This is a genomic window from Blastomonas sp. SL216 (assembly GCA_026625625.1).
In the GTDB taxonomy this organism is placed as follows: domain Bacteria; phylum Pseudomonadota; class Alphaproteobacteria; order Sphingomonadales; family Sphingomonadaceae; genus Blastomonas.
Window position 1 is genome coordinate 138,818 of sequence record CP113055.1, and the last position, 15,175, is coordinate 153,992.

At 65.8% G+C, this 15,175-nt stretch carries 16 protein-coding genes; 3 read left to right on the plus strand and 13 right to left on the minus strand.

Features of this window, described 5'->3' with window-relative positions; all coding sequences use genetic code 11:
* Positions 1-3: 3 nt before the first annotated feature.
* From OU999_00725 to OU999_00750, 6 genes are all read right to left on the minus strand, one after another.
* Positions 4-228: a hypothetical protein gene (locus OU999_00725; GenBank protein ID WAC23754.1), complete on the minus strand. Its 225-nt coding sequence runs from the start codon at positions 226-228 to the stop codon at positions 4-6.
* 3 nt (positions 229-231) lie between these two features.
* Positions 232-1,542: a serine hydroxymethyltransferase gene (locus OU999_00730; protein ID WAC23755.1), complete on the minus strand. Its 1,311-nt coding sequence runs from the start codon at positions 1,540-1,542 to the stop codon at positions 232-234.
* A 35-nt stretch (positions 1,543-1,577) separates the two neighbouring features.
* A complete protein-coding gene (gene rpiB, locus OU999_00735) occupies positions 1,578-2,024 on the minus strand; it encodes a ribose 5-phosphate isomerase B (protein ID WAC23756.1) in 447 nt (148 codons plus the stop codon).
* Positions 2,025-2,288: 264 nt separating this feature from the next.
* Positions 2,289-3,755 carry a S41 family peptidase gene (locus tag OU999_00740; GenBank protein ID WAC23757.1) on the minus strand — a complete coding sequence of 489 codons (1,467 nt, stop codon included), beginning with the start codon at positions 3,753-3,755 and terminating at the stop codon, positions 2,289-2,291.
* A gap of 58 nt (positions 3,756-3,813) precedes the next feature.
* The gene (locus OU999_00745; protein WAC23758.1) at positions 3,814-4,371 is read right to left on the minus strand and encodes a hypothetical protein; all 558 of its coding nucleotides are present in this window, start codon (positions 4,369-4,371) and stop codon (positions 3,814-3,816) included.
* Positions 4,368-5,405 (minus strand): type III polyketide synthase, encoded by a 1,038-nt coding sequence (locus OU999_00750; GenBank protein ID WAC23759.1) that lies wholly within the window; start codon positions 5,403-5,405, stop codon positions 4,368-4,370. The genes OU999_00745 and OU999_00750 overlap by 4 nt, the downstream gene beginning before the upstream one ends.
* 188 nt (positions 5,406-5,593) lie before the next feature.
* Here OU999_00750 and trxB point away from each other — a divergent pair, with 188 nt between their 5' ends.
* Positions 5,594-6,559, plus strand: coding sequence for a thioredoxin-disulfide reductase (trxB, locus tag OU999_00755; protein WAC23760.1), 966 nt, complete (start codon positions 5,594-5,596; stop codon positions 6,557-6,559).
* Between the two features lie 95 nt (positions 6,560-6,654).
* On the opposite strand, the gene OU999_00760 is transcribed toward trxB, so the two are convergent.
* The 5 genes from OU999_00760 to OU999_00780 form a co-directional block, all read right to left on the minus strand.
* Positions 6,655-7,596 (minus strand): hypothetical protein, encoded by a 942-nt coding sequence (locus tag OU999_00760; GenBank protein WAC23761.1) that lies wholly within the window; start codon positions 7,594-7,596, stop codon positions 6,655-6,657.
* Positions 7,597-7,853: 257 nt separating this feature from the next.
* A complete protein-coding gene (locus tag OU999_00765; protein WAC23762.1) occupies positions 7,854-8,675 on the minus strand; it encodes a hydrolase 1, exosortase A system-associated in 822 nt (273 codons plus the stop codon).
* Positions 8,672-9,367: a hypothetical protein gene (locus OU999_00770; protein ID WAC23763.1), complete on the minus strand. Its 696-nt coding sequence runs from the start codon at positions 9,365-9,367 to the stop codon at positions 8,672-8,674. Before OU999_00770 ends, OU999_00765 begins: the two co-directional genes overlap by 4 nt.
* Entirely contained in the window at positions 9,364-9,648 is a 285-nt protein-coding gene (locus tag OU999_00775; GenBank protein ID WAC23764.1) for a phosphopantetheine-binding protein, read from the minus strand. The genes OU999_00770 and OU999_00775 overlap by 4 nt, the downstream gene beginning before the upstream one ends.
* A 59-nt stretch (positions 9,649-9,707) precedes the next feature.
* Positions 9,708-10,742: a GNAT family N-acetyltransferase gene (locus tag OU999_00780; GenBank protein WAC23765.1), complete on the minus strand. Its 1,035-nt coding sequence runs from the start codon at positions 10,740-10,742 to the stop codon at positions 9,708-9,710.
* Positions 10,743-10,787: 45 nt separating this feature from the next.
* Here OU999_00780 and OU999_00785 point away from each other — a divergent pair, with 45 nt between their 5' ends.
* A complete protein-coding gene (locus OU999_00785; protein ID WAC23766.1) occupies positions 10,788-12,323 on the plus strand; it encodes an acyl-CoA ligase (AMP-forming), exosortase A system-associated in 1,536 nt (511 codons plus the stop codon).
* Positions 12,320-13,546, plus strand: coding sequence for a pyridoxal-dependent decarboxylase, exosortase A system-associated (locus tag OU999_00790; GenBank protein ID WAC23767.1), 1,227 nt, complete (start codon positions 12,320-12,322; stop codon positions 13,544-13,546). Before OU999_00785 ends, OU999_00790 begins: the two co-directional genes overlap by 4 nt.
* 1 nt (position 13,547) lies before the next feature.
* Here the strand turns inward: OU999_00790 and eda are convergent, their stop codons facing one another.
* Entirely contained in the window at positions 13,548-14,183 is a 636-nt protein-coding gene (gene eda / locus OU999_00795) for a bifunctional 4-hydroxy-2-oxoglutarate aldolase/2-dehydro-3-deoxy-phosphogluconate aldolase (protein ID WAC23768.1), read from the minus strand.
* Positions 14,180-15,148: a glucokinase gene (gene glk / locus OU999_00800; protein ID WAC23769.1), complete on the minus strand. Its 969-nt coding sequence runs from the start codon at positions 15,146-15,148 to the stop codon at positions 14,180-14,182. The genes eda and glk overlap by 4 nt, the downstream gene beginning before the upstream one ends.
* Positions 15,149-15,175 lie beyond the last annotated feature (27 nt).

Consider the following 15,175-nt stretch of genomic DNA (forward strand, 5'->3'; position numbering starts at 1 on the left):
CCTTCAGGGACGCAGCCGCTTGTAGAGCATGAAGCCCGCGCCGGCGAGCAGGCCGATCGGCCAGCTCACCACCGGCAGCACCGCCCCTGCGACCGCGCCGATCGCGCCGGCGGTCAGCACCGGCTTGGTCGAAGGGTGCGCCATGCCCTGCTTGGCCATGCCGACGATTTCCTCGCGGGCATCGGCGATCAGGTCGCCACCATTGTTCGGATCGTCAGGGTTCTGCATGGTTCAAAGCTCCGGATAGATCGGGAAGCGGTCGCACAGGGCTTCGACGCGCAGACGCACGGCAGCCTCGACCTCGGGATCGCCATGTTCGCCCTTGGCACGCAGGCCATCGAGCACATCGGCAATCATGTCGCCGATTTCGCGGAACTCGGCGACGCCGAAGCCGCGGGTTGTGCCGGCGGGCGAGCCGACGCGGATGCCGCTGGTCTTGGTCGGCGGCAGCGGATCGAAGGGGATGCCGTTCTTGTTGCAGGTGATGCCCGCACGCTCCAGCGCCTCGTCAGCGTCCTTGCCGGTCACGCCCAGCGGCCGCAGGTCGACCAGGGCGAGGTGCGTGTCGGTGCCGCCTGCGACCAGATCGGCGCCGCGCTCCTTGAGGCGGCTGGCCAGGGCCTTGGCATTGTCGATCACAGCACGCGAATAGCTCTTGAACTCGGGCGTCAGCGCCTCGCCGAACGCCACCGCCTTGGCCGCGATCACGTGCATCAGCGGGCCGCCCTGCATGCCGGGGAACACGGCGGAGTTGAACTTCTTAGCCAGCGCCTCGTCATCGGTCAGGATCATGCCGCCGCGCGGACCGCGCAGCGTCTTGTGCGTGGTGGTGGTGGCGACATGCGCGTGCGGGAAGGGCGAGGGGTGGACGCCGGCGGCGACCAGGCCTGCGAAATGCGCCATGTCGACATGCAGATAGGCGCCGACCTCATCGGCGATCTCGCGGAACTTGGCGAAATCGATATGGCGCGGATAGGCCGAGCCGCCCGCGAAGATGAGCTTGGGCTTGTGCTCCAGCGCCAGACGGCGGACCTCGTCATAGTCGATCAGGTGCGTGTCGGGGGTCACACCATATTGAATCGCGTTGAACCACTTACCCGACATCGCAGCGCGCGCGCCGTGCGTCAGGTGACCGCCCGCGTCGAGCGACATGCCCAGGATGGTATCGCCGGGCTTGATCAGCGCCAGCAGCACCGCGCCATTGGCCTGCGCGCCCGAATGCGGCTGCACATTGGCAAAGCCCACGCCGAAAAGCTTGCACGCGCGCTCGATCGCCAGGCTCTCGACCTCGTCCGAGGGGGCGCAACCCTGATAATAGCGCTTGCCGGGATAGCCTTCGGCATATTTGTTGGTGAAGACCGAACCCTGCGCCTCGAGCACCGCCTTGGAGACGATGTTCTCTGAAGCGATCAGCTCAATCTGCTTCTTTTCGCGGCGGACTTCCTTGGCGATCGCTGCGGCGATTGCAGGATCGGTCACGGCCAGACCTTCGCTGAAAAAGCCGGAGGATCGGATTTCGGTGAGCGCGGGATTGGTCGACATGTCAGGCTCCATCGGGGAAGGTGAAAGGGGTTGTATCAGGCCGGGGTCAGCTTGGCCACGCGGCGTTCGTGGCGGCCGCCTTCGAACGGGGTGGCGAGGAAGGTGGCAAGGCAGTCCTTGGCGGTATCGATTCCGATCAGCCGCGCACCCATGGCGATGACGTTCGCGTTGTTGTGCTGGCGCGACAGGGCGGCGGAAAGATGATCGGACACCAAAGCGCAGCGGCAGCCGGGATTGCGGTTGACGGCGATCGATATGCCGATGCCCGATCCGCACAGGGCCACGCCGAATGCGGCTGCTCCGCCGGCGACATGATCGGCCAGCTTGAAGCCGTAATCGGGATAGTCGACGCTGTCGGCACTGTCCGGGCCAAGATCGGTGACGGCATGGCCCTGCTCGCGCAGCCAGGCGGCCAGTTCTGCCTTCAGGCCGACCGCTGCATGGTCGGATGCCAGCGCGATGGTGACGGGGGACGAGGTCATGATCAGCGATCCGGGTCAGTTCATGGGCCGCGGGCGATTCCCCGCTTCGCGCGCTATCTAGGCGACCGCGCCGCGCGATGCCACCAGTGATTGTGGTCCGATGGCAGTTTTGTGACTTGGGGTCCCTTCTCCCCTCCCGCCTGCGGGAGGGGTGGCCGGAGCGCAGCGAAGGACGGGGTGGGGCTGGCTATCCGTGAAGCTTCGACCCCACCCCGGTCCGGCAAGCCGGACCTGCCCCTCCCGCGAGCGGGAGGGGAGAAATGATCAAAACAGCCCGGGCACCTCGCGCTGGGCAGGGCTGGGGGCATCGGGCACCAGCAGCTCGCGGTCACTGGCGATCATGCCGCGCTGCGACTGGCCCGCGATATTGCCCGATGGCCCGCTCAACGCGATCGCGGTGCAGCTGCGCCCGGCGAGGAAATCGAGCGCGGTCCGGATCGAGCTTTCCTGCGGATCCCCCAGCGGACGGGTCAGGTCATCCGGCGCCTGGCAGGTCACGTCGAGCGTGCTCGCCAGGCCGTTGAAATATTCGCCCTGGCTGCGTGAGTTGACCGAGCTGAACGCGACCACGCGCACCCGGTCGTCGCAGGCGCTGCGATCGAGCGCGATCTGGCCGACAGGCTTGCCGAAGGTGTTCGCTCCGATCAGCGCCAGATTGCGGCCGAGATAGGGGGCCATGGAGTTGATGACCAGTTCGCTGGCCGAGGCGGTGGCTCCGGTGCCGATAAAGGCGATCTTGACCGGGCTCACCGATTCCGCGCGCGGGGCGAAGAACACATTCTCGTTGCGCGAGGATTTGGACGCGCGGAAGCGGATGCCCGAGAACAGGTCGGCGCCCGTCCGGTTGCCGCCGAGCAGATCGCCCATGAGCTCTGCCGTGGAAACCAGCCCCCCGCCATTATAGCGGAAATCGATGATGAATTCGGTCACCCCGGCGGCGCGGAAGCTGGCAAAGGCGCTGCGCAGCGGAGCATCGGCCGACGAGATGAAGGTGCGCAGGTTGATATAGCCGATCTGGCGGCTGCCATCCTGGATGATCCGTGAGCCATAGCGGCTCGACACGGCGGGAAGATCGAACACCGCCTTGGTCACGGTGACTTCGCGCGATGTGCCGCCGCGCGAGACGCGCAGCACGCGGGTCAGCCCGGCGGTATTCGGGCCGAGCGCGCTGGTGATCCCGGCAGATCCTTCGGCCGCGATGATGTCGCTGACATTGCGCAAGGTTGCGCTGCTCGTCCCGATGGCAGTGATCTCGTCGCCGCGATCGATTCCGGCGGCCAGGCCGGGCGCGCCTTCAAAGGCCTCGCTGATCAGCACCCGGCGCGCGGGCGTATCGATCGACAGACGAATGCCGATGCCAGCGCTTTCGCCGCTGGCGAGAAACGCATTTTCCTCTGCGATCGAGGTGATGAAGGTGAAGAACCGGTCCTTGCCCTGCTGCCGCGCGGTGGCGGTCAGCGCGTCGATATAGCCTTGAACCGTGGTGAAGCTGGCCGGGTTGGCGCTGGTCACCAGCAGTTCGGGGAAGAGATACCATTCGTCGAGCACATCGCGGGCAAAGGCCTGGCGGGCGGACAGCGAGCAGGTCGGGCTGGGCGTCGGGGCAGGCGCGGGTGCCGGGGCCGTTGCGACCGGGGTCGGCGTCGGGCTGGCGGCACTGCCGCCGCCGCCTCCGCCACAACCGGTGAGAAGCAAAGCGGAACTGGCCATGAGGCCGACAAGATAGCGCATGAAGCCTTGAAATCCGGAAGCGGTCGAACGGAACCGCATCATAAGCAGGCCGGTCGGTTCAGGCGACAGGTTTTTGCGACGTCCGCGCCTGCAACGCGATGTTTTCGGTGCGGATGCGCACGAACAGGATCCCTGCGTTGAGCACCGTCCACAGCATGGCGATGCGAAAATGCCCGAAGATCAGCGGGATGGTGAGGATTTCCAGGCTTACCACCCAGTAATTGGGATGGCGCACCAGCCGGTACGGGCCGCCGCTGATCCGCGGAAAATCGGGCGAGGAAATGATCCGTGTCGTCCAATATGGCCCCAATGTCGCCAGCACCCACAACCGCGCCGCCTGCAGCAGCGCAAAGGCGATCAGCAGCGGCCACAGCATCGGCGCATCGGGCGCGGTGCTGAACCACAAGGCGGCAAGGAACCCGGCATGGATCGCGACCATCAGCGGATAATGTTCGCGGCCATATTCCGCCGCGCCGCGTGCGAGCAGTGCCCTGGTGTTCTTCTGCGCATAGACCAGCTCCAGCAGCCGCTGCGCGGTCAGAAACGCCAGCACCGCCCAGGCGGCGGGCCAGGCAGGGGCCCAGATGAACTGACCGAGCGCTGCGTCCTGCATCATCGGTGGATTATCCCCATCGCGCCGGTAAAGCCGGGCCCCAGGGCGGTCATCAGCAGCGGCCCGGTCTCGCCCTGCGCCAGGATGCGCTTCAGCACGAAATGTACGGTGGGCGACGACATGTTGCCGTGATCGGCCAGCACCGCGCGGGTTGCCGCTAGCCCAGCGGGCAGGTGCGGAAAACATTCTTCCAGCGCATCGATCACCTTGCGTCCGCCCGGGTGGCAGGCCGGTTCTGACAGCGCCGCCTTGTCCAGCCCTTCGCGGGCCAGAAAGCCTTCCACCACCGGCGCGAAATGATCGCGCACAAAGCCCGGCAGATCGCGCGAGAGGATCAGGCCCAGGCCCAGTTCGTCGACATCCCAGCCCATCATCGCCCGGCTTTCCGGCCAGGTATGCTGCGCAAAATGGCCGAGCGCGGGACCGTCACCGTGTGCCGAAAGCACCACCGCGCTCGCCCCATCGGCAAACAGGGTGGAGGCGATGATCCCCTTTTTCGTCAGATCGCCGAAGCGGAAGGCGAGCGAGCATAGCTCGAGCGTCAGCAGCAGCACGCGGCGCGCAGGATCGGCGCGTACCAGGTCGCCCGCCACCTGCAGCCCCAGCACACCGCCAGCACAGCCATAGCCGAACAGCGGCACCGTCAGCACATCGGCGCGCAGCCCCATGGGTTTCAGCATCTGGCTGGGAATCGATGGCGTGGCGATGCCGGTGGACGATACGCAGACAATCGCGTCGATCTGCCCCGGCTCCAGCCCCGCCTGGTCAAGCGCATCGCGCGCCGCCTGCTCGAGCAGCCTTTGCCCTTCGGCCAGATAGACCGCATTGCGTTGCGGGAAATCGGCGCGGCCCAGATAGAATTCGGGCGGCTGCGCGATCGCGCGGCTGTCGACGCCGGTACTGTCATAGATCGCGGCGATTCGCGGGCTCAGCCCCTTTTCGGTCGCCTGGGCCACGAAATCGCGGACCTGCGGCTGGCTGATCTGATGGTCTGGAACGACGGTGGCGATGGACTGGATGCGGGGAAGCATTGGCATAAGGTGGTCACAGTGCGCGGCGGTTGGCAAGCGATTCTGCCGCGCGCGGAATCGCGCTTGGCAGGCCGGGGGCAAATCTGCTTAAGCGGGGCCAAGCAAATGTTGCGTGAAGGGTGAGCGCGGGCGTCTTGCAGCCCGGCATCGCCCGGTCCACATCCGCAGCCGCACATCAGGAAAGCCGTTTCACAATGACTGACACCATCAAGACCCGCATGCTGATCCTGGGCTCCGGCCCCGCCGGCCTTTCCGCTGCCATTTACGGCGCGCGCGCCGGCCTCAAGCCCATCGTGGTGCAGGGTCTGCAGCCCGGTGGCCAGCTGACCATCACCACCGATGTCGAGAATTACCCCGGCTTCCGCGACGTGGTGCAGGGCCCGTGGCTGATGCAGGAAATGCAGGCCCAGGCCGAGCATGTCGGCACCACGATGATCTATGACACCATCGTCTCGGTCGACCTGTCGCGCCGCCCGTTCCGCCTGACCGGCGACGGCGGTACGGTGTACGAAGCGGAGACTTTGGTGATCGCCACCGGTGCGCAGGCCAAGTGGCTCGGCGTTCCCGGAGAACAGGAACTGGGCGGCAAGGGTGTTTCGGCCTGTGCGACCTGCGACGGGTTCTTCTATCGCGGCAAGAAGGTCGCGGTGATCGGCGGCGGCAATACTGCGGTCGAAGAGGCGCTCTACCTCACCAACCATTCGGACAATGTGACGCTGATCCACCGCCGCGATTCGCTGCGTGCGGAAAAGATCCTGCAGGAACGGCTGTTCGCCAACCCCAAGATCAATGTGCTGTGGAACAAGGGCGTTGAACGCTTTGTCGGCGGCGGCGAGCCGCATGGCCTTGTCGGCATTGACCTGAAGGACACGGTGACGGGCGAAAGCTCGCACCTTGCGGTCGACGGCGGCTTCGTCGCCATCGGCCACGCGCCCGCGACCGAATTGTTCAAGGGCCACCTGCCGCTCGACCGTGATGGCTATATCGAGGTGAAGCCCGGCACGCCATACACCAGCATCCCCGGCGTGTTCGCCTGCGGCGACGTGATGGACAAGGTCTACCGCCAGGCGGTGACGGCCGCAGGCACCGGCTGCATGGCCGCGCTGGATGTCGAGCGGTTCCTGGCGGAGGCGGATTTCGAGGCGATTGCGGCGGAGTGATCGCGCGGCAAGCGGCTCTTATTGGGAGGCTTGGCAAGTCAGTGGAATGACCGGCAGCGAGTGGTTAGCTGCCGGTCTGCAATCGTGCTCGTGCGTCAGCCCATCGCCCCAGCTGAAGGCTGGTTCGGGCACATCAAGGTGACGGTACCAGCCTCGAAATCATAGGTGAGCGACGCGCAATGGCCGATCGTATCCATCCCGACATATAGCCGCTGGCTCGGGATCTTGCGCTTGCTGTCGCCCTTGACCACGATCTCGTCGAGATCCTGGTCGGGTAAGGCGCCATCCGGAATGCCTTCCGCGTTGCCCATGTCCGAAACGCGAACTGCAAGATTGCGGATCTGCAACTCGCCCAGCATCAGCGGACGATCGAGGTCCAGGCGGCGGATGGGGCGCGAGATTTCGTAAAGGATCGGCGCTTCACGGGCTTCTCCATTGAACCGCCCGCCATTCGCATCGGCGATCCACTGCCCACCGGTTGCCGTCACCACGCTTTCCGCCCGGTCGAGACTGAATGCGACGTAGACTGGCCGACCGCCGACGTCGATCTTCATGCCCGTCTGGCTGAGGCCCATATCCTTGTTGAGTCGGAAGGTAATCGCGCGATCGCCCGCCTGCGGGGGGCGCAAGACAAAGATGGTGCGCCGGAACGGAAATGTTGCGGGGCCTGCCACGCCGTCGGCACCATTTACCATTTGCCGATCACTGAATGCCGTGCGGCTTTTGAATGAGGTGTTTCCCGCCCGGTACCGCACATTGTCCGTCCGCAAGGCAATCTTCACCGATCCAATGAAATACACATAGCCGATCATGCTGGGCTTCAGCCCGATCTTCTCTGCGACATCGGCATTCACGGTCGGAACGGACACGGCATCCGGTGTCAGGCGAAAGCGCACGGGCTGATCGTTGACGGTCATTGCGACAGTCTCGCCCATACGGACAGTCAGATCGGCCGGTGGCGCATCGGATGGCTTTGCCGCAGTTTGACTGGGGCAGAGCGCCAGCGTGACCGTCAGGATTGATGCACGCCACAGCATAAAGTGAGCTCCCCCGTGACCACCGGCACAAGACTGGTCCCGTGCGGAATCATGAATGAACGCAAAGCATGGCATGACTATGGCTTGGCTGTTTCCGCTTTTGGGGCGCCTGCTGAAAGCCAGCCATATTGACGGCAGCTCCAGAACTGCCGCGTCGTTCCGCTAATGCGCGTTCCCCTCCCTGGCCAGGGAGGGGAGCGAGTTGCAGAACGACGGTGGCGGGCGAACTCGGAAGCCTAACCTTGTTGCGGGGGCTCTTACCCGAGCGCCGCCAGTAGCTGCGCCCGCAACCACGCCTTGTCGCTCGCCGTCGCGAAGCTGTGCGAGCCGCTGTCGAGGCGGTGGAGCGACAGATACGGGTTGGCGCGGGCCGGGGCGAAGGCGTCGCTCGTCCAGTGTTCGAGGAACCACATCGCGGTGCGGTCGTGTTCGGCGACGAGCAGGGTGGCGGGGCGGTCGAGCGTGGCGAGGGCTTCGCTCAGCCGGGCGACCAGGCCGGTGACTTCGGTCTTGGCAGTGGCCTGTCTGAGGCCGCGTACCAGCTTGCCGATGTTGACCCCGCCGCTCGCCAGCCGCCAGAGTTCGCGCGGGTCCTTCAGCTTGGCGAGATAGCGGCTGCGGATCGCGCTGGCGGTCATCGTGCTCGCGGCGTCCGCCTCGTCCGCGCCGTCGTCCTCGGCCTCGATGGTCCACATGTTGGCGAGGATCAGTGCGTCCACGCCCGCCGCCGGGCCAAACAGCGCCAGCGCGCTTGCCGCATCGCAATTGCCGAACGCCACCAGCCGCGTGACCTGCGGGCAGCGCGCGCGGAATGCGGCGACGGCAGCGGCGATGTCGTCGGCGCTGGATTCAAAACCGGCGTTTTCGCCGGTGCTGTCGCCGATGCCGCGCCGGTCATAGCGCAGCACCGGATGTCCTGCAGCGGCGATCTCGGCGGCGAGCGCAGCCATCCCGGCATGCGCGCCCGAGCGGATTTCGTTGCCGCCGCTGACGATCAGCAGTCCGGTGGTGCCGTCTGACCCGTCGAGCGTCGCGGCGAGCGTCTCGCCCGCGCACGCAAAGGTGAAATGCTGCCTCATCCTCGCATCCATGCGGCAATATCGGCGGCGATCGAGGCGGCCATGGCGGGGTCATGCGCGGGTTCGGCGCGCAGCCAGAGCGGTGCACCCGCGATGCGCGCCTCGGCCTCGAGCGGATCGTCGGCAAAGCGGGCGAGGCGGATAGCGCTGCTCTCGGAAGGCGCGGCAGCGTCGAGTTCGCGGATCATGCAGGGGCTGAGGGCATTGCCCGCCAGCTCGATGCCCTGTGTCCGCGCGTTTTCCATCAGTGCTTCGCTGCTGCTGGTGATTCCCGCTTCGCGGTCACTCGCGATCTTCGTGCGCAGCATCGTGCGCAACAGCTGCCCGCCCTTGACCGGAGCCAGTCGCCAGCGCGGAAGGTCGCCGAGCGCGCCGTCAAGCAATGCGCCGCCCCGGATCGATGCGATATGGGTTACGGGCCTCAGTTGCTCGGCGCACGCAATCAGCGCCGCCTGCCACAGGCTGATGCTCGCGTTTTCGATCGGAACCGGGCTTTCGTTGCAGCCGGGCAGGTCGGGCATCAGGCTGGCGATGCCATGGTCCGCCAGCGACCGCGCGGTCTCCACCATCAGGTGGCGCACGCGGTTGGCCTCATCGAACAGCGGCGGCAGGATCAGCAGCCGGGCGCCGATGTCAGGCCCGTGTTGCAGACACAGTTCGTCGTTGCCGTCGAACCGATAGCCCCGGATCACGCGGCTGCCTTGGCCCGCGCGAAATCGACCAGATTGCCGAAATTCTCGAACAGCTCGCCATCGACCTCGTCATCCTCGATCAGGATGCCCAGACGGTCTTCCATCTCGGTCAGCAGCCCGGCGACCGCCATGGAATCAAGCTCGGGCAGCGCGCCGAACAGCTCGGTATCGCGGTCGAAACCAGCGACCTGCGCTTCGGACAGGCCCAGAATGTCGCGCAGCACATGGCGTACCACGGTTTCGATCGCGTCGCTTGCTCCGCTGGTCTGAATCTCGCTCACATATCCCTCACTGGCTTGTCGCCTCATGCGGTCGTCCCCCAGACCGCGTGCAGGCGGCCTTAATCCTTAGCAAAACGGGCGGCAAGCCCTGCGACGCGGCTCTTGGCCAGATAGGGCCAGGACTTGGGCGACCTGGGCCAGGTCAGTTCGAGCCGATAGCGGGGGCGGACATCCTCCATCCAGTCGCGCTTATAGGCATCGCTGCCGGTGCCGAAATCGACCAGATCGACATGATCGGTATCGATGACATGGGCAAACAGCGCGTGCGTCAGCAGCGTGCCGGGCGAGGCCTGGATATGCCGTTCGTCATGCGCGAGCTTGTGGATATAGGCGGTGCCGTTTTCCACCGTCCAGAATTGCGCGGCGACCGCCTGGCCATCGATGCTGGCAACCCCCATGCGCAGCCGCCCGGCTTCGGCCTCGCGCTGGGCGAGCCAGCGCAGGAATTCGGGATTGCCCTCTTCGGGCTTCCAGCTGCGCGCATATATGGCCTCGTAGTCGTCCCAGTCCTTCGCATCGAACCGTGTCTCGACGCGCAGGTCCACCACGCCCTTGTTGCCCTTGCGCTTGACGGTGGAGCGCAGCTGGCCGGGCCGCCCCTGCCAGTAATCGGCAAAGCTGCGGCCATGCAGGTGCAGCACGTGATTTTCGTCGCACTGTTCGCGCTTCACCGTCCAGCCCATCGCCGTGAAGGTCTGTTCGATCAGGCTGGCCGATCCGCATTCGTCGGGCACGGGGGAGAGGATCAGCCGGTGCGTGGCCCGGGACAGCTTCTTTGCCGCCGCCTGCATCAGTTCGCGCCGGCGCGGTTCATCGGGCGTTCCGCCAAAGACCGGACGCCAGATGAAGCTGTACCAGTTGGCCATCGACCCGAGGCCGGAGCGGCCATTGTCGATCAGGTGCAGCTTCACCGCATCGCCATGATCGGCGGCATAGGCGATATGCGGCGCATGATCCGCCAGGCAATGCCGGTGCAGTCCATCGAACCACAAGGCGCGATCGAACAGCCCGACCCGGCCCGGATCGTCGAGTGCAGAAAGCCGGTGCGCAGCCGCAGCCTTCAGGTTATCATGATATTCATCATTCAACGTCATGAACCCCATGATGCCGCGTCTTTCCTATGAGCCAAACCGTTCGTGATGTCTCTCGATCCCACTCCGCAGCCGCTCGATCATCTGGCTCTCCGGGGCGAAGGCTCCGCAAGCGCGCTGATACTGCGTGAAGGCAGCCTTAGCTACGACACGTTAAACTTGCGTATCGGATTGCTTGCCCATTGGTTAACCACATTGGGGCTGGAGCATGGCGACCGGGTCGCGACCTGGCTCCCCAAGAACGAGACCACCTGCCTGATGCCGCTGGCAGCGGCAAGGGCGGGCATGGTGCATGTGCCGATCAACCCGGTGCTCAAGCGCGCGCAGGTGGCGCATATCCTGGCCGATAGCGGGGCAAGGCTACTGATCGCCAATCCGACGCGCACGGGGACATTGCTGGCCGAAGATGTGCCGCCCCATTGCACGGTGATAGAGGATGATGCCGCGATGGCGGCCTGGAAGGCGGGGGAAGCGAGCCTCGGGGCGTCCGCGCACGATCCCCACGATCTCGCCGCGATCCTCTACACCTCGGGCTCGACCGGCAAGCCCAAGGGCGTGATGCTCAGCCACGCGAACATGTGGCTCGGCGCGATCAGCGTGGCGGGCTATCTCGGGCTCGATGCCAGCGACAAGACCTTGTGCGTGCTGCCCTTGAGCTTCGATTATGGTCAGAACCAGCTGCTCTCCACCTGGGCCGCAGGGGGAACCGCCATCCCGCTCGATTATCTGATGCCGCGCGATGTGGTGAAGTCCTGCGTCCGGCATGGCATCACCACGCTGGCTGCGGTGCCGCCGCTCTGGACGCAGCTGGTCGAGATCGAATGGCCGGATGAGGCGACCGCGACGATGCGGCGGCTGACCAATAGCGGCGGCGCGCTCAGCCCTGCGCTGGTCAAACAGCTGCGCGGGATATTCCCCGCGACCCGTATTTTCGCGATGTATGGCCTGACCGAAGCCTTCCGCTCGACCTATCTCGACCCCGTACTGATCGACGGCAATCCGACGAGCATCGGCAAGGCGATCCCCTTTGCCGAGATCCTGGTGGTCAACGATGCGGGGCAGGATGCCGCACCGGGCGAGGAGGGCGAGCTCGTGCATGCAGGTCCCCTGGTTGCCCAGGGCTATTGGCAGGATGCCGAACGCACCGCCGAGCGCTACAAGCCCGCGCCCGCCTTCTCGACCTATGGCGGCATGGCCGTCTGGTCGGGTGACCGGGTAAGGCGCGACGTACAGGGCCTGATGTATTTCGTCGGACGCCGCGACGCGATGATCAAGTCTTCGGGCAACCGCATCAGCCCGGCGGAAATCGAAGACGCGGCGACCTCCACCGGGCTGGCGGCAGAGGCGGTGGCGCTGGGCATTCCCGATCCGCAGCTCGGCCAGGCCATCCTGTTGCTCGTCCGCCCCGCCGCCGTGCCGCAGCCCGAACAGCTGGCCGACGATCTGCTGATCGCGATGAAGCGCGACCTGCCGGCGTTCATGCTGCCCAGGCTGATCGAATTGCGCGACGCATTTCCCAAGAACCCGAATGGCAAGATCGACCGCGCGCTGCTGGTCGCCGAAATCGAGGAACGTTTTAAATGAAGCCTTTGGGGCCGATACCCGCTGGATTTTCGAGCATCGATGGCGAGCTAGCGGTGCAGGGCATCAAGGCCAGCGCTCTGGTCGAGCGCGCTGGCGACAGCCCATGCTTCATCTATTCGTCGGACATGCTGCGCGCGCGCGTCGCTTCGCTGCGTGCGGCGATGCCCGATCGGTTGGCGATCCACTATGCGATGAAGGCCAATCCCTTCGCGCCGGTTTTGAAGCTGATGGCCTCGCTGGTCGATGGCATCGATATCGCCTCGGCAGGCGAGCTGGTGCTGGCCCAGGCGGCGGGCATGGACGCACGGCGCATCAGCTTTGCCGGACCCGGCAAGCGTGACCGCGACCTGGAAGCGGCAATCGCGGACGGCGTGACGCTCAACCTTGAATCCGAAGGCGAATGCGATCGCGCGCTGGCGATCGGGCAACGCATCGGCGTGCAGCCGCGGCTTGCCGTCAGGGTCAATCCGGATTTCGATCTGCGCGGATCGGGCATGCGCATGGGCGGCGGGGCCAAGCCCTTCGGCATCGACCAGGCGCGCGTCCCTGCGCTCGTCCGGCACATTCTGGCCGAAGGCGCGCACTGGCGCGGCTTTCACATCTTCGCCGGATCGCAGGCGCTCGATGCCGATGCGATCATCGAGACGCAGGGCAAGACGCTCGATCTGGCCGCGCAACTGGCCGAGGAGGCAGGCGCGGTGCCCGAGCATCTGAACCTCGGCGGAGGCATGGGCATCCCCTATTTCCCGGGCGACACCCCGGTCGACATTGCCAAGGTCGGCGCTGCGCTGGGCGAGCGCTTTGCGGCGCTGCCCGATACGCTCAAGGACACGCATTTCGCGATGGAGCTGGGCCGCTGGCTGGCGGGCGAGGCAGGCGTCTATCTGACCCGGATCGTCGACAGGAAGACCAGCCATGGCGAGCTGTATCTTGTCACCGATGGCGGGCTGCACCATCAGCTCGCGGCGAGCGGCAATTTCGGCACCGTCGTGCGGCGGAACTATCCGGTGGCCATCGCCAGCCGCTTCGATGCCGAGCCGTCAGAAGAGGCCAATGTCGTCGGTTGCCTGTGCACTCCGCTCGACCGGCTGGCCGACAAGGCGCATCTGCCACAGGCTGAGGTCGGCGATCTGGTCGCGGTGTTCTGCGCCGGGGCCTATGGCGCCACCGCCAGCCCGGCCGATTTCCTCGGCCATGGCAAGGCGGCGGAACTGCTCGTCTAGTTCAAGCCAGCGCGTGCGCCGCTGCGGCGTTGCGCTGGATGGCAGTAGGGTCTACCGGGCCCGCCGGGATCATCCAGCTGCCGCCGACGCAGAGTACCGGATCGATCGCCAGCCAGTTGCCTGCGGTCTCGAGCGTCACGCCGCCCGTCGGGCAGAACTTGCACTGGCCAAAGGGCGCGGCGAGTGACTTCAATGCGGGGATGCCGCCTGCGGCCATCGCGGGGAAGAACTTGAAATGGGTAAGGCCCATGTCGAGCCCGCGCATGATGTCGCCTGCATTGGCGATACCGGGCAGGAACGGGATGCCGCTCTCGATCGCTGCACGTCCAAGATTATCGGTCAGGCCCGGCGAGACAATGAATTCGGAGCCAGCCTTGAGCGCTGCATCGAGTGTCTTGGGGTCGATCACCGTGCCCGCGCCGACAATCGCGCCTTCGACCTGCTTCATCGCGGCAATGGCCTCCAGCGCGGCAGGGGTGCGCAGCGTTACTTCGAGCACCTTCAGGCCGCCAGCGACCAGCGCCTCGGCCATCGGCACCGCATCGGCGACATCGTTGATGACGATCACCGGGATGACCGGCGCGGTCCGCATGATGGTCTCGATTGCGGGGCCAGAAGAAGGGTTGATATCAGTCATGCGGCATTCTCCTGGGCAAAGGCGGCGGCGGCCCCGAACAGGCCGGGCTGGGGATGATCGATCAGCTTGACGGGGATCGTCTCCATCAGCTGCTGGAACCGGCCCTTGGCGACGAAGCGCTCCTCGAACCCGGACTGCGGCAGACGGTCGGCAATCCGCTGACCAAGGCCGCCGGCGATTACCACTGCGCCTGCGCCCTGTGCCAGCGCAAAATCGCCTGCCGCTGCACCAAGGCTCAGGCAGAAGCGGTCGAACGCGGCGGCAGCCAGGCTGTCCTCACCCGACAGCGCGAGCTGCCACAAGGCCTTGTCTTCCATACTGACGACGGCGCGGCCCTCGATGCTGGCCAAAGTCTCGTAGATCGCGGCGAGGCCGGGGCCGGAACAGACCCGCTCGACCGAGACGCGGCGGTGCTGGCGGCGCAGCCGCGCGAGGATCGCGTCCTCGATCGAATCGAGCGGCGAATAATCGACATGCCCGCCCTCGGTTTCAACCGCGCGATAGCCGTCCGCGCTGCGCACGACATAGGCGACGCCCAGGCCCGTGCCGGGGCCGATCACGGTGATGACTCCCTTGTTCGGCAGATCGCCCTCCGGGCCGCACAGGTGCGAATAATGGTCGGCGCCGCAATGCTGCACGGCGTGCGCGACCGCGCCGAAATCATTGATCAGGATGAAGTCGTCGACATTCAGCTTCTCGCGCACCAGTGCCGGGCGGATGACCCAGGGGTTGTTGGTCATCTTCAGCACCTCGCCCCGGATCGGGGTGGCGAGCGCAATGGCTGCGGCGCAGGGCAGGGGCTGACCGATCGCTTCCCCAAACGCCTCCCAGGCGGTCTGCAGGCTGGCATATTCAGCGCATTTCAGCGTGACTGGTTCACCCAGATGGGTGACGCGGCCGTCCTCAATGGTCGCAAGCGCAAAGCGCGCATGGGTGCCGCCAATGTCTGCGGTGACGATCTGCATGTTCAACCTTTTGATTGCGTTTCGCTC